Genomic DNA, 14,681 nt, shown 5'->3' with positions numbered 1-14,681 from the left:
CGCAGTAATCTTTCACAGATGATTGGTGTACTATTACCACTACGGAAATACACTTCGCTAGTTGGTGCTTTTTGCTCAAATGATAGCTATTGCACATCATCTTTCTACTAAGAAAAATGAAACATAATTAGAAACCAATTGGGAAAAGCAGCAAAAAATACGCTTAGAGCTAAAAAATCTCTAAGCGTGATTATAGTAAAAATTAAACTAGTTTAATTGTATCTTTATTGCATAGGTACTGGTGGTATATCACTTGTATCATAACGGTGATCCAAGTCTACGAATTTATTATACTCCTTTACAAAGGCTAATTCGACTGAACCAACCGGACCATTACGTTGCTTAGCAAGGATAATTTCGATGATATTTTGTTTATCAGATTCCTGATCATAGTAGTCATCACGATATAGGAAACCTACAATATCCGCATCCTGCTCAATACTTCCCGATTCACGTAAGTCAGACATCATTGGGCGCTTATCTTGTCGCGATTCCACTCCACGGGAAAGCTGTGATAGGGCTATAAGTGGCACATTTAATTCGCGAGCCAATCCTTTTAGGGAACGGGAAATCTCTGAAACTTCCTGTTGTCGGTTTTCTTTTGAATTTCCACTACCCTGAATAAGTTGCAAGTAATCAATTAGTATCATTCCAAGGCCATGTTCTTGTTTAAGCCTTCTACATTTAGAACGAATCTCACTAACACGGACCCCTGGTGAGTCATCAATATAAATACCAGCATTGGATAAAGAACCCATGGCCATCGTTAATTTACTCCAATCATCTGCTTGAAGTTGTCCATTACGCAGGCGCTGTGAATCAATATTTCCTTCCGCACAAAGCATACGTTGTACAAGTTGATCCGCACCCATCTCCAAACTGAAAATCGCAACATTTTCATCTGTATTCACTGCAACACTTTGGGCAACATTCAGTGCAAAAGCTGTTTTACCCACAGATGGACGGGCAGCAATAATGATTAAGTCATTACGTTGGAAGCCAGACGTTATTTTATCTAAATCTCTGAAACCAGTAGGAATACCGGTTACATCTCCATTTTGCTGGTGTAATAACTCTATATTATCATAAACATCTATTAAGACATCTTTAATAGATTTAAATGCTCCTGAATTCTTTTGACCTGATACCTCTAAAATACCCTTTTCTGCATCATTAAGGACATCTTCTACCTGATCCTCATGTTCATAACTTGAAGTAACGATATCTGTCGCCGTACGAATCAATCTTCTCAGTATGGCCTTTTCCTCAACAATTTTACTATAATATTCAATATTAGCTGCGGTTGGTACACTTTCCGCTAACTGTGTAAGATAAGCTACACCGCCAACCTCATCTAACTGTTTCATGTCATTTAAATAAGAAGTAACCGTTACAACATCAATAGGTTCACCACGGTCGGCCAACTTCATCATGGCAGCAAATATGCGCTGATGCCCAGCACGGTAAAAGTCCTCAGCAACCAATATCTCTGAAGCTGCTGAAAAGGCCTCTGGTTCTAGAAAGATAGCACCCAATACAGATTGTTCGGCTTCCATATTATGTGGTGGTGTCCGATCATTCCACGATTGGCTCATATATGTTTCTCTCCTTTAGTTTTATAATCTAAGAAGTTTGTTAGTGAAGAAGGGGTGTCCGAAGTGATAGTAAGAGTAGAAGAAACCGGCTAACAAGCCGATTTCTATTTGAATTTGATTATATGAAAAGAAAATCACTTTATTTTTCAACAACATGTACTTTAATGGTACCAGTTACTTCTGGATGCAATTTCACTGGAACATTTGTATATCCAAGTGCACGAATGGGTTGATCCAACTCGATTTTCCGCTTGTCTACTTTATGACCATACTGTTTATGCAGTGCTTCTGCTATTTGTTTACTTGTAATGGAACCAAATAGACGGCCACCATCGCCAGCCTTTGCCTTTAATTCAACCTCTTGTTTCGTTAGCTTTTCTTTTAATTCCATTGCCTGATCTTTTTCTTGTTGTTCTAGTTCAGCATTTTTACGTTTCTTCGCTTCTAATGCTTTTAAATTACCAGAAGTTGCTTCTTCTGCTAGATTATTTTTTAATAAGTAATTACGCGCATAGCCGTCCGATACGTTCTTTACTTCACCTTTTTTTCCTTTGCCCTTAACATCTTTTAGGAAAATAACTCTCATTCTGATTCTCTCCCCTCAAAATATTCCACTAAAATATCCTTTAGTAAGTTTCCTGCTTCTTCAATGGTAGTGTCTTCTAATTGAGTAGCCGCATTCGTTAAGTGCCCACCACCATGCATTTTTTCCATAATAACTTGAACATTTACATCACCTAAGGATCTTGCACTTATCCCTATTCTACCATCATCTCTCTCTGAGATAACGAAAGATGCATTAATTCCTGTCATCGTTAAAAGCGTGTCAGCCGCTTGTGCAATTAATACAGGTCCATAGGTAACACCTTGCTCCGCTTTAGAAATAGCAACAGAATCCCTAAATACCTCAGTCCGCTCTATAAGTTTACTCCGTTTAATATAAAGGTCAATATCCTCTTTCATAAACCGCTGAACAAGAACAGTATCTGCACCTTTCGAACGTAAATAGGACGCCGCATCAAAGGTTCTAGAGCCTGTTCTAAGTGTAAAGCTCTTCGTATCCACAATAATCCCAGCTAATAGTGCAGTTGCTTCAAGCATCTTCAGCTTCAGACCCTTAGGCTGATATTCCAATAACTCTGTCACTAATTCTGCCGTTGATGAAGCATATGGCTCCATATAAACCAGAGTAGGATTCTTAATAAAGTCTTCTCCCCGGCGATGGTGGTCTATAACTACTTTATAATCTGTTTTTTTCAACAGACTCGCATCTGCAACCATCGATGGTTTATGTGTATCTACAACAACGATTAAGCTTTGATTGGTCATTATTTCCTCAGCTTCAAATGGTTCAATAAAATGCTTCCACAGATTTTCGTCCTCTTTTAAGGACTCAATCAATCGATATACTCCTGTATCTACATCATCAGGGTCAAATACAATATATCCATCGACATCATTCGTTTTGGCAATATTTAAGACACCAATAGCTGAACCGACAGAGTCCATATCAGGTGACTTATGTCCCATGATAATCACTTTGTCACTAGCTTTTACCAATTCCGTTAATGCATGAGAAATAACACGAGCTCTAACACGTGTTCTCTTTTCCATTGGATTGGTTTTTCCACCATAGAAACGAACCTTGCCCGTTTCATCTTTAATAGCGACCTGGTCACCACCACGTCCTAACGCTAAATCTAGACAGGATTGAGCAAGCTCCCCTAAATCGGGAAGTGTAAAATTCCCTGTTCCAACTCCAATACTAAGTGTAACCGGATTGTTCTGCTCTCCTATCAATTCCCGCACTACATCTAAAATATCAAATTTTGCCTTTTCCAACCGTTCTAGAATTTCCTTTGTACCTACAGCTATAAATCTTTCCTGTGAGGTACGTTTCAAATAAAGGCCGTAATCACCCGCCCATTTATTTAAGACAGATGTTACCTCTGAATTTAACTGACTCTTAGCTGTATCATCCATGTTTTGTGTTATCTCTTCATAGTTATCTAAAAAGATAAAAGCTATTACCGTTTTTTCATCTTGGTACCGTGTTTCTAGTTCCACCTGAGATGTACGATCAAGAAAGTATAGTAGACGTTCTTCTTTGCGAATAATCGTACGTAGTTTATATTCGCCCAAATCAATCCATACTTCCTCTTTATTCTCTTTAATCATTGGAATAAGTTTCTCGGAAAGAACACTTAGAGATTCACCGACTAGGGTATCCTCCTCACTAAATGAATTCATGTAAGGGTTAGACCATTCGATTTGATACTCATCATTAAACAAAATGATTCCAAATGGCATCTCTAATAGTGCTTCCTCACCTACTCTTTTTATACGATGTGAAATCGTTGAAATGTATGCTTCTGTTTCGTCCATTAAGGTTCTCTCTGTCCGTATAGTATAGTAAAAAGAAGCAACTAATAATACACTCATGATAATTCCTAGTATCCATTCAAAATACCATATAAACATTAACAGAATGATGGATAAGAAATAGATCACCCATAAGTGCCTGCTAAGTTTTGGTTTTCTTTGGAAATCCGGCATCGTTTTTCAGCTCCTAAAAAACTGTTCCTTTAAGGCTGCTTCTAGATGGTGTTCAAAATGTCCGGTTTATCCTCCCTTTTGAACACACACTTATACATCCTCAGGTTAGTTATTTATTTTGAATTAAACGGTCTCTCATTTTAAAACCAATATCGATAATTCCTATGATTCGTATCAAGCTTATAAGAAATGGTAACAGAATTGCTAATATGATACTCAATATAGGAATTGCCTTGGATAAATGTTTATGATGAGAATAGAAGAAAATAAACGAGAACCCTTGGATAGTTAATAAAATACTAACCATTACTAATACATTTTGAATTACAACATATAATGCACTTCCTGTATTTGGTTCCACAAATGACAGAATGAGAACAACTAAATATATCCATAGAAATACGGATGGTATCCGTAATGTCCGAAATGGTGGAAAAACCAGATCCATCTTTTCCAATTGATTTAATATCTTATAACTAATCCATTGCGTAATAAAGGCTAGAATCAATGCAGATACAACTAAAAATACAGGGAAAATATCTATCAGGTAATTGATTTGTTGTTGCATCATCTCTTCAAATTCTTCCAATTGTGCTTGGCTTTCTAGACCAAATTCATCTAGGACAGAAGAGCTCATTTCCATGGACTCAGATACTCCCCTTTGAAGATCTTCTGTCCAACTTACTTGAAATATAGATTGACTAATGACAAATAGGGAGAGTAGGCCAATAATAAATCCAAACGTTCCCCTTGCTAAGGTTTCATATGATGATAAACCTTTATAAATTGCACTTCCAATCATAATCCCTGCAAATCCCATAACAGCTGGTATGATAATGAGAAACACAGATATCATGGCGGTAATAACCATGGCTACCATAAGCATAAGTAATGATGATTTCCAATTATATCTTGCAGCAAATATAACAAATGGAAGTGGCAATAGAAAAATACTAATCATTGGTAAAACTGGTATAGAAATGGTAATAAACAGTAAAATCATAAAAATGATTAATAGTACAATACCATCTTTTAACATCTTTGATTGATTCATAAGACACCTCAACTAAACATCTATAACTAATGATATAATATACTACATGATAACATGAAACAAAGAGAAATTGTTGTCGAAAAAAATAGAACTAGTATTCGGATTGGTGCCTCTTATATTAATCATTGTGATCTAAAGTGTGAACGGAACTAAAATTTTTATCTAGACCCATTATAACGCATATACCCTATCAAGATGATTGTTACTTTTTGTTAATAATTGAAGAAATATCAACTTTTCTTCAAAGTTATTATACAATTTTATACATCACTTCTACTATAATAAAGGTATTATCAAACCATATTCAATAAGGAGAAAAAAATGATTTTTTGGCATGTTTTTAAAAAAAGTATTCAATTACCAAATAAAAAAGCACTATTTAGCCTTAATCGTGTTGGTTTAGACATCGCTGTATTTTATATATTTATCTTATTATTCATTGTATCTATTCCCACACTAGTGGACCGGATGACGGATACAACAAGCTTCAGTTCAAATATTAATGTTTTATTTAAACTAATTTACTTTTTTATATTCTATTATCTCCCATTAACTATTATTGTATTTGCTTTAATTTCAATTATTGCTTATTTCGGTAAAATAATCACGCACATCGTAAATCGAAAGCTTCACTATTCTCTATTGTGGAAAATGACTGCTTTCACATTAACGATTCCGTTATTATTATACAGTATCTTGGCATTCTTTTTTTCTATGAATAATCTTTATTTACTCCTGGCCTTCATTTATACGATGGGATTATTGGTTAAAATGATTATGATTTATCCAAAACGAAGAGTGAAATGAATAAATACTCATTGAGAGAATATGAGGAAGTAGGAGAATTACCGCTACGGAAATACACTCCGCTAGATTTGTACATTGCTACTCGCTTTTATTGTACAATTAATTAGATTATAAGAGTTCCATTACTATAATTGATTGGAACGGAGTACAGTCAACTCCTTGAAAAGAAAATTGCTTTATCTAACGAAGATGTGACGCTGACGAAGCCTTCCCAGTCCTGCTAAAAAGGCACGTGCATGTAAGCCCCGCAGCAAAAATCGACACGCACAGCTAGCATCAAGTTAATGAACATTATATATTTTTTATGCAATAACAACATCACACAAAATATATAAAATCATTTTAGCCTAAAAAAACCTCTAATCAAGTAATCATACTTGGTTAGAGGTTTCTTCAATCAGTCTGCAACGTATGGCAATAATGCCATTTGACGAGCACGTTTGATTGCTCTTGTCAGTTTACGTTGGTATTTTGCAGAAGTTCCAGTTACACGACGAGGAAGAATTTTTCCACGCTCAGAAATGAAACGTCTTAATAAATCAACATCTTTATAATCAATGTGTGTAATTCCGTTTGCTGTAAAGTAACAAACTTTACGACGCTTTGCACGACCACGACGAGCTGCCATTTAAAACCCTCCTTTTTGTACTTCTTTCCATTTTAAAGTCCGATACTCTAAAATGGTAAGTCATCATCTGATATATCAATAGGTTCCCCATTATTCTTAAATGGGTCCTCTGGTTGTTGATTTTGGTTATGATTTGGTTGGAATTGATTCGGTTGAAACTGGTTCTGATTTGGATTTTGTTGAAATCCTGATGTATTTGTACCTCCACCAGAAGATCCTTTTGTTTCTAAAAACTGAATACTTTCAGCCTGAACTTCTGTTACATAAACAGTCTTACCGTCCTGACCTTCATAAGTACGTGTTTGCACACGACCATCTACACCAATCATACTACCTTTTTTCATGTAATTCGCAAGGTTTTCTGCTTGTCTGCGCCATGTAACGCAGTTAATGAAGTCAGCTTCACGATTCCCTTGTTGATTTGTAAAAGGCCGGTTTACTGCAATATTAAAGTTAGCAACAGCCACTCCTGTTGGCGTATAACGTAAATCAGGATCCCTCGTTAATCTGCCTACTAATACGACACGATTTAACATCAGAACCACTCCTTATTATTGTTCATCTTCTCGAATTGCAATGTGGCGAATAATGTCATCACTAAACTTCGCTAGACGGTCAAATTCATTAACTGCTTTTTCATCACCGCTGAAGTTTATTACAACATAGTATCCATCACGAAAGTCTTGAATTTCATAAGCTAGGCGTTTTTTACCTACTTCATTAACTTTTTCAATCTCCGCCCCATTATCAGTTAAAACTGTGTTAAAACGCTCAACTAAAGACTTTTGAGCTTCCTCTTCCATGTCTGGGCGGATGATATACATGATTTCATATTTTCTCATCCGTTACACCTCCTTTTGGTCTTAGCGGCCCTATTTAGGAAAGTTGTAATAATCCTTTCCAATTTAGAGCAAGGAGCAATCATACAATAAATTACTCACAGTAAAATATTATACCAAAACTTTTTTTATTTGACAAGCATTCGAGAAATCCTGTTTATTATACGTTATCTAATTTTGTCTATTTTCCCTGATTATGCAACGATGCCTTAAACATTAAATCGGAAGTGAATGACATCTCCATCTTGAACAATGTAGTCCTTACCTTCTAACCGAACTTTTCCTTTATCTCGTGCGCTTCCCATCGATCCCGCTTCCATTAAATCTGAATAGGACACCGTTTCCGCACGAATAAAACCTCTTTCGAAATCTGAATGGATAATCCCTGCTGCTTGTGGAGCTTTGATTCCTTTTCGGAATGTCCATGCACGAACCTCTTGCTCACCAGCAGTAAAATAAGTTGCTAGGCCTAACAAGCTGTATGAAGCTTTAATAAGCTTGTCCAAACCAGACTCTTTGATTCCTAATTCCTCAAGAAACATTTCCTTCTCTTCTTGATCTAATTCTGAAATTTCTTCTTCTATTTTAGCACAGATAACAATGACCTGTGCATTTTCCTGCGCTGCGTATTCTCTAACCTTTTGGACACTTTCATTACTATCCACATCACTAACTTCTTCTTCACTTACGTTAGCTACATATAAGGTAGGTTTACTAGTTAATAGATGCAGACCTTTCACGACTTTCCATTGTTCGTCTGTAAATTCTAATGCCCGTGCTGGTTTTTCTGCTTCTAGTCCTTCCTTTAATATAGAAAGAACATGAAACTCAGCAATTGCTTCTTTATCTTTTTGTCTAGTGAGTTTTTCTACACGCTGAAATCGTTTGTTTACAGTCTCTAAATCTGCCAAAATTAATTCAAGATTAATTACTTCAATATCATCAATTGGATCAACTTTACCAGATACATGTGTAATATTTTCATCCTCAAAGCAACGTACAACCTGACAGATTGCATCAACTTGACGAATATGAGAAAGAAATTGGTTACCCAAACCTTCCCCTTTGCTTGCACCCTTCACAATGCCGGCGATATCTGTGAATTCAAACGTAGTCGGGACAGTTTTCTTTGGTTTAACTAATTCTGTTAACTTATTTAGTCGTTCATCGGGAACTTCTACAATTCCCACATTAGGATCAATAGTCGCAAATGGATAGTTCGCTGCCTCTGCTCCTGCTTGCGTAATTGCATTAAATAACGTAGATTTCCCTACGTTGGGTAATCCGACAATTCCTGCTGTTAAAGCCATTAAAATTCCACTCCTTAAGGATTCTTTCATCTGAACGCGTTCAATAATCCAATTATAGATTTTAGCCGTAAAAATGACAAATACACAAAAAAGAAAAATAGGCATGTTTCCTATACCTATTTTTGCCTTTTCATCCTGTAATTTTTCACTTTTGCTATTACTACTTAATACTATACTATCATTTTACGCATTATACCGTCTATTATAAATATATTTACCTATTCCTGGTTAGCCTTTTCTAAAACTTTCTTCATTTTTTTAACAAACTCTCTTCTTGGAAGCATGACACTATGATTGCAACCTTGGCACTTAATTCGAATATCCATGCCCATACGTATTACTTTCCAACGGTTCTCTCCACATGGGTGAGGCTTTTTCATTTGAACTACATCATTTAATTCGAAATCCTTATTAACCATTTTGCCATCTCCTTTTCTGCATGATTGCTGTTACCTTATTGGAATAATAGTTAAAGCTTGTTTCTTTACCATTCATTTCTATCGATTGTACAACAAATATTTCCAAATTAACTTTCTTTTAACTCCCATTTATTATAACGGATAATGGCAAGAAGTGACTAGTTAATTCTATGTTATTTTCAAGATATCTCAACAAAAGATTATGTCCAAATGATAACTAAACACACACATACATCTTAAAGTCTATATGCCTAATTTAAGTTACCGTATTCTGTTACTACTTCTCTATCCTATTCCAAAAAGGAAATAGCAATAATCTAGTTAGTACGTATAAATTCAATATTCCATAAATGGGATAAATAATGCTAATTAATTTTGAAAAGCTAATCGTCGTTAATGGAATCATAAAAAGCAATGTTACCACAACTAAAAAAACGAAGGATTGCCTAAAATACTCCTGAATTCTAGTTACAATCCCCAATACTCCAGAAGCGGCTGTAGTAAATATGGCAAACCACAACATAATAGACATAAATACCGTTATCTCAAAAGGATAGTGTTTTAGAATAGCAAACAAAGGTATTTCATATAAAAGAATTTCATCTGCAATTTGAATCAAACTATTATTGTAAATATAAGATATCGCCCCAAGAATCATTCCGCTGCCAATACTGGCAATAAAAATCTCTGATTTCGATTTCATTTTGTCTCCTATTGCTCCCAATACAGCTATTAGAGGTAAGATATTTAATGCTGTAAATGGAAATGCAGCAGTCCAATTTCTTTGTTCATGCCAATGTGAAAACAGCTCTAATTCTTGATCAATCGTAAATAACATTAAAATAAAAAGTAAACCACCTAATAATATGGGTAATATAAATTGATTGATCGTAAGCAATCCATTTATATTTCTCATGAATAGTAGTACTAATGCAATGATGATTGTTAATATCCCCCACCATTTTGAGAAATTAAAGGCTTGTCCCGTTGCACCACTGCCAGCAATCATCACAACCGTTGTAGAAAATAAATAAAAGAAAATCATTACATCATAAAACTTCGATAAACGTTTACCAACTATGTCTTTGAGAACCGGTAAATAATGCGTAGATTTATGTTTATAGCTAATATACATAATAACCATACAACAAATGGTAAAGAAAATAGCAAACAAGACAATAGCTAGTCCACTTTCATGACCGAAAAATTGCCATAATTCCCTTCCTGAAGCATATCCTGCACCAATCGTTGTTCCAATAATTAAAAACATCCATTTTAGACCAGCATTCAGCATTTTATTTCCTCCAATATTTATTTATACAATCTATGTATAGAAAGGGAAAAATATCCGTATACTATACCAATATGTAATTGGAGGATAAGCTATGAATCTAAAGAGTCGATTTGGTAATTTTAATGAAAATTTTCGTATGCTATATAATGATCCAACATTGCATCATAAGATGAGCGAGAAAATTATTTCATGGATGCCCGATGCTCCACGTGAATATATTATTGTTTGCATTGGTACAGATCGCTCTACTGGAGATGCCCTTGGTCCTCTTACCGGCACTTATTTATCTGAATTAAGATTAAAACATATGACTGTTTATGGAACGTTACATCAGCCCATACATGCTACTAATTTAGAAGACTCGCTTGAGCACATTATGGAATCACATCGAAACCCTTTTATTATCGCAATTGATGCTTGTTTAGGGAAAAATTCATCCATTGGTCAATTCATTACAGCAAAAGGACCCTTAAAGCCTGGAGCTGCCTTAAATAAATCACTGCCACCAGTGGGAGACATGCATATATCTGGAGTTGTGAATATTGGTGGGTTTATGGAGTATTCCGTATTGCAAAACACTAGGCTATCCGTTGTAACCGATATGGCGAAAGAACTAGCATTTGTACTAGATAAAGTGGATCGTAATTTAACACATAACCGCTCTATGCCCGCAATTGTTCTTAAACACTCCCGAAATAAACAGAGCATATAACTAGATTAGACACAGATTTAGAACACGGAATAAATATATGTAGCTTAGAAAAGGAAGGCTCCCTTTAGCACCGTGTACCAGTGGTTCATATTTAGTCAACACTATAAGTAGAAATTACTAAGAAACTAAAAAAGGGAGTAGCACGAATGCCTTCTCCCTCCCTATTTATATAATAGTTACAGATTAATCTTTTCTTTGTACTTCCTATATACATTATCAGCTTTATGAAAGCCCCATTGTAAAGCTAGCCCCTGAATTATCACACCAATGATAGATGTAGCTGTTAGCAGCCATACAGAAATGGAATGGTTAATAACAAAAATTTCCCTCCCAAAGAACATTAAATGGCCGAAAGTTACATTCATCGCATCTAATAATGTGGAAACAGAGCTTTCAAGAGCCATAATAATGAAGGATTCTACAATTAATACGATAACTAACAAGGTCAAAACCATGGTCAACGATTTATAGGAAAGTTTTTCAATATAGGGAGAAACATAATATTTGGTAATGGTTTTAATCCGAAAGAAATATATTAATCTCACTATTCTAGCAACTTGAAATAATTGGTCGAGTGGTATAATAGCTAATACAAGAAATGGATTTTCTTTTATAAATGCCCACTTACCTTCAGATAAATAAAGTCTAAGTAAAAAATCAATCGTAAATATTGCCCACACTACCCAATTGATGGTTGTATTTATTGTATCTTCTGACCATATTGTCATAATGGTTAGCATGACTAAAAGAAGCATAATCCCTTCGTATGCCATTTTCATAACCCTTTGCATTTAAATACCTCACTATCTATAACCCTATTATATTCAACCATCAAAACTGAAATTAATTCTAAAATAGCTGAAAAATATAATAGATAAGTATTACAGTTAGAATGGAAGGTAATAAATTCCCAATTCGAATCTTTGTTATCTTTAATATATTAAGTCCGATTGCAACAATAAGAAGTCCACCAACTGAAGTCATTTCCACAATCAACCCGTTTAAGAATGCTTCAGATACAAAGTGAGTAATTTGAGTAGATAATAGAGCAATAGAACCTTGATAAAGCACAACTGGAATAATAGAAAGGATAACCCCAAATCCCAGTGTTGTTGTTAATACAAGACTGGTAAAACCATCAATAACTCCCTTAGTTATCAGTACTTCATGATCATGTCGGATTCCACTATCCAGTGCACCAATAATTGACATAGCACCGATACAGAAAATAAGTGTAGCAGTGATAAATCCCTGCGAAATGCTAAATTCATCGTTGTTTGTTGTAAATTTACTTCCTATCCAATCCCCTAGACGATTAAGCCCCTCCTCAATACGAAATAGCTCTCCAATAATTGCTCCAGAAAGTAAGCTGAGTAATACAATAAGAATCTGTTCTGTCGAAAAGGCCATCTGTAACCCTATTAATATGACAGCTAAGCCTATTCCGTGCATAACTGTCTCCTTATATCTTTCTGGTATTTTCGTAAAAAACAAACCAATAATTGAACCAATAACAATTAATGCACCATTTACAATCGTCCCTAATAAAGCCACACTGCTACATCTCCCTATTATGTAAATTATATATATCTATAAGGATAACAAAAAATGTTTCACGTGGAACATTTTTTGTTAAATTATTTGATGAAATACTCTTTTGCTTTGTCTTGTACTATTCGTTTATTACGAAGGATAATGCGCAGTTGTTTTATTCCTTGTTGTTAACAGAAAAAAATATAGACCGATATGAATCAGTCTATATTTCTTAATCAGCATTTATTTAATCCTCAAGTAGCTCAATAATTCGTTCTAAATCATCATCTGTATAAAATTCAATTTCAATTTTCCCTTTTTTCTTCCCTCTTTGAATAGATACTGCGGTACCAAGTCGATCTCTTAAGATGGATTCTCTTTCCGTAATAAATACATCCTTTTTTGTCTTTTCCTTTTTCTTCACTGGCTTTTCATTCAATGCAGCAATCAATTTTTCAACCTGTCTTACATTTAGTTTTTCACTTCTTATTTTATTTACGAGTGGTGTTAGTCGGTCTTTATCCTTTAGTCCCAATAAAGCCCTACCATGTCCCATAGACAATTCCCCATTATTAATATAAGCAACAATATTTTCAGGTAAGGACAACAAACGAACCATATTGGCGATATGGGATCGGCTCTTACCTAACCGTTTGGACAGTTCCTCTTGTGTGACCTTTAGTTCATGCATGAGATTAGAATATGCCTGTGCTTCCTCAATCGGTGTTAAGTCTTCTCTCTGAAGGTTCTCAAGCAAAGCTAACTCCATCATTTTATCATCTGTTAATTCTTTAACCACTACAGGAACTTTCTTAAGCCCTGCCTCCTTTGCGGCTCGGTATCGCCTTTCACCAACGACTATCTCATACCCTTTGATACTTTGACGAGCAATAAGTGGTTGAAGAATACCGTGTTGAAGAATAGATTCTTTTAATTCTTCAATCGCATCGGCGTGAAACGACTTTCTTGGTTGATATGGATTTGGTCTAAGCTCTTTAATATCAATTTCTTGAATAGAATCGTCATTTTTCTGTTCTACTTCTGGAAAAAACACATTAATACCTTTACCCAACCCTTTCGCCACTGGCCATCACTTCCTTTGCTAATTCAAGATATACTTCAGCACCTTTTGATTTTGGATCATATGTAATGATTGGCTCACCATGACTAGGTGCTTCTCCTAACCTTATATTTCTTGGAATAATAGTTTGATAGACTTTATCCTGGAAGTATTTCTTCACTTCTTCAATCACCTGTATACCTAAGTTGGTTCTGGCATCTAACATCGTCAATAAAACTCCTTCAATCATTAACGACTTATTTAAATGCTTTTGTACAAGGCGAATCGTATTTAATAATTGGCTTAATCCTTCTAGTGCATAATACTCACATTGTACTGGAATGATCACCGTATCTGAAGCTGTTAAAGCATTTAGCGTTAATAAACCCAAGGATGGTGGGCAGTCTATAATAATATAATCATATTCATCCCTTAAACTCTCTAATGCTTTCTTCAAGCGAATTTCCCTAGAAATAACAGGAACGAGTTCAATCTCTGCACCAGCTAACTGGATGGTAGCAGGAATTATATCTAAGCTTTCAACATTACTGGAAATGACGACATCCTCAGCTTCCATATCATCTACTAGAACATTATAAACACAATGATTCACATCTGCTTTATTTACCCCTACTCCACTAGTTGCATTTCCCTGTGGGTCTGTATCTACTATAAGGACCTTATTTCCTAAATAGGCAAGACAAGCACTTAAATTAACTGATGAAGTTGTTTTTCCTACGCCACCTTTTTGGTTAGCGATGGATATTATTTTCCCCATGTTGACACCTTCCTAAAAACTGTATACATACTATTTTATCACGCATTCTATAAAAGAGAACGTTTTAATCGTATCTTTAAAAAACTTGTAATAGAT

16 protein-coding genes are annotated in these 14,681 nt (G+C 35.1%); 2 read left to right on the top strand and 14 right to left on the bottom strand.

Features of this window, described 5'->3' with window-relative positions; genetic code table 11:
* Positions 1-224: 224 nt before the first annotated feature.
* From dnaB to CAO17_RS17230, 4 genes are all read right to left on the bottom strand, one after another.
* Positions 225-1,595 (bottom strand): replicative DNA helicase, encoded by a 1,371-nt coding sequence (gene dnaB / locus CAO17_RS17245; protein ID WP_085993807.1) that lies wholly within the window; start codon positions 1,593-1,595, stop codon positions 225-227.
* 139 nt (positions 1,596-1,734) lie between these two features.
* The gene (gene rplI, locus CAO17_RS17240) at positions 1,735-2,181 is read right to left on the bottom strand and encodes a 50S ribosomal protein L9 (protein ID WP_085993806.1); all 447 of its coding nucleotides are present in this window, start codon (positions 2,179-2,181) and stop codon (positions 1,735-1,737) included.
* Positions 2,178-4,151 carry a DHH family phosphoesterase gene (locus CAO17_RS17235; RefSeq protein WP_085993805.1) on the bottom strand — a complete coding sequence of 658 codons (1,974 nt, stop codon included), beginning with the start codon at positions 4,149-4,151 and terminating at the stop codon, positions 2,178-2,180. The genes rplI and CAO17_RS17235 overlap by 4 nt, the downstream gene beginning before the upstream one ends.
* A 109-nt stretch (positions 4,152-4,260) precedes the next feature.
* Positions 4,261-5,205 carry a YybS family protein gene (locus tag CAO17_RS17230; RefSeq protein WP_085993804.1) on the bottom strand — a complete coding sequence of 315 codons (945 nt, stop codon included), beginning with the start codon at positions 5,203-5,205 and terminating at the stop codon, positions 4,261-4,263.
* A gap of 321 nt (positions 5,206-5,526) precedes the next feature.
* On the opposite strand from CAO17_RS17230, the gene CAO17_RS17225 reads away from it, so the two are divergent.
* Positions 5,527-6,012 (top strand): DUF1189 family protein, encoded by a 486-nt coding sequence (locus tag CAO17_RS17225; RefSeq protein ID WP_085993803.1) that lies wholly within the window; start codon positions 5,527-5,529, stop codon positions 6,010-6,012.
* A 397-nt stretch (positions 6,013-6,409) separates the two neighbouring features.
* On the opposite strand, the gene rpsR is transcribed toward CAO17_RS17225, so the two are convergent.
* The 6 genes from rpsR to CAO17_RS17195 all read right to left on the bottom strand — a co-directional run bounded on the left by rpsR (position 6,410) and on the right by CAO17_RS17195 (position 10,502).
* Positions 6,410-6,640, bottom strand: a complete 231-nt coding sequence (gene rpsR, locus CAO17_RS17220; RefSeq protein ID WP_085993802.1) for a 30S ribosomal protein S18 — start codon at positions 6,638-6,640, stop codon at positions 6,410-6,412.
* Between the two features lie 47 nt (positions 6,641-6,687).
* Positions 6,688-7,176 (bottom strand): single-stranded DNA-binding protein, encoded by a 489-nt coding sequence (ssb, locus tag CAO17_RS17215; protein WP_085993801.1) that lies wholly within the window; start codon positions 7,174-7,176, stop codon positions 6,688-6,690.
* 15 nt (positions 7,177-7,191) lie between these two features.
* Complete coding sequence (gene rpsF / locus CAO17_RS17210; RefSeq protein ID WP_085993800.1) at positions 7,192-7,482, bottom strand: 30S ribosomal protein S6; 291 nt, start codon at positions 7,480-7,482, stop codon at positions 7,192-7,194.
* Between the two features lie 206 nt (positions 7,483-7,688).
* Positions 7,689-8,789 carry a redox-regulated ATPase YchF gene (gene ychF, locus CAO17_RS17205; protein WP_085994544.1) on the bottom strand — a complete coding sequence of 367 codons (1,101 nt, stop codon included), beginning with the start codon at positions 8,787-8,789 and terminating at the stop codon, positions 7,689-7,691.
* 218 nt (positions 8,790-9,007) lie between these two features.
* On the bottom strand, positions 9,008-9,208 hold the full coding sequence (locus CAO17_RS17200) for a DUF951 domain-containing protein (protein ID WP_085993799.1): 201 nt from the start codon (positions 9,206-9,208) through the stop codon (positions 9,008-9,010).
* A gap of 277 nt (positions 9,209-9,485) precedes the next feature.
* Positions 9,486-10,502 carry a YkvI family membrane protein gene (locus CAO17_RS17195; protein WP_085993798.1) on the bottom strand — a complete coding sequence of 339 codons (1,017 nt, stop codon included), beginning with the start codon at positions 10,500-10,502 and terminating at the stop codon, positions 9,486-9,488.
* A 91-nt stretch (positions 10,503-10,593) separates the two neighbouring features.
* Here CAO17_RS17195 and yyaC point away from each other — a divergent pair, with 91 nt between their 5' ends.
* Positions 10,594-11,214, top strand: a complete 621-nt coding sequence (gene yyaC / locus CAO17_RS17190) for a spore protease YyaC (RefSeq protein WP_085993797.1) — start codon at positions 10,594-10,596, stop codon at positions 11,212-11,214.
* A gap of 176 nt (positions 11,215-11,390) precedes the next feature.
* Here the strand turns inward: yyaC and CAO17_RS17185 are convergent, their stop codons facing one another.
* From CAO17_RS17185 to CAO17_RS17170, 4 genes are all read right to left on the bottom strand, one after another.
* Positions 11,391-12,005 carry a transporter gene (locus tag CAO17_RS17185; RefSeq protein WP_085993796.1) on the bottom strand — a complete coding sequence of 205 codons (615 nt, stop codon included), beginning with the start codon at positions 12,003-12,005 and terminating at the stop codon, positions 11,391-11,393.
* A 58-nt stretch (positions 12,006-12,063) separates the two neighbouring features.
* Positions 12,064-12,768 carry a DUF554 domain-containing protein gene (locus CAO17_RS17180; RefSeq protein ID WP_085993795.1) on the bottom strand — a complete coding sequence of 235 codons (705 nt, stop codon included), beginning with the start codon at positions 12,766-12,768 and terminating at the stop codon, positions 12,064-12,066.
* Between the two features lie 226 nt (positions 12,769-12,994).
* On the bottom strand, positions 12,995-13,831 hold the full coding sequence (locus CAO17_RS17175) for a ParB/RepB/Spo0J family partition protein (RefSeq protein WP_085993794.1): 837 nt from the start codon (positions 13,829-13,831) through the stop codon (positions 12,995-12,997).
* Positions 13,812-14,585, bottom strand: coding sequence for a ParA family protein (locus CAO17_RS17170; protein ID WP_085993793.1), 774 nt, complete (start codon positions 14,583-14,585; stop codon positions 13,812-13,814). Before CAO17_RS17170 ends, CAO17_RS17175 begins: the two co-directional genes overlap by 20 nt.
* Between the last annotated feature and the right edge of the window lie 96 nt (positions 14,586-14,681).

Origin of the sequence: Oceanobacillus senegalensis (assembly GCF_900176885.1) — a bacterium.
GTDB lineage: Bacteria > Bacillota > Bacilli > Bacillales > Amphibacillaceae > Oceanobacillus > Oceanobacillus senegalensis.
The sequence above is the reverse complement of the archived record's forward strand: the minus strand, read 5'-3'. Positions and strand labels throughout refer to the sequence as shown.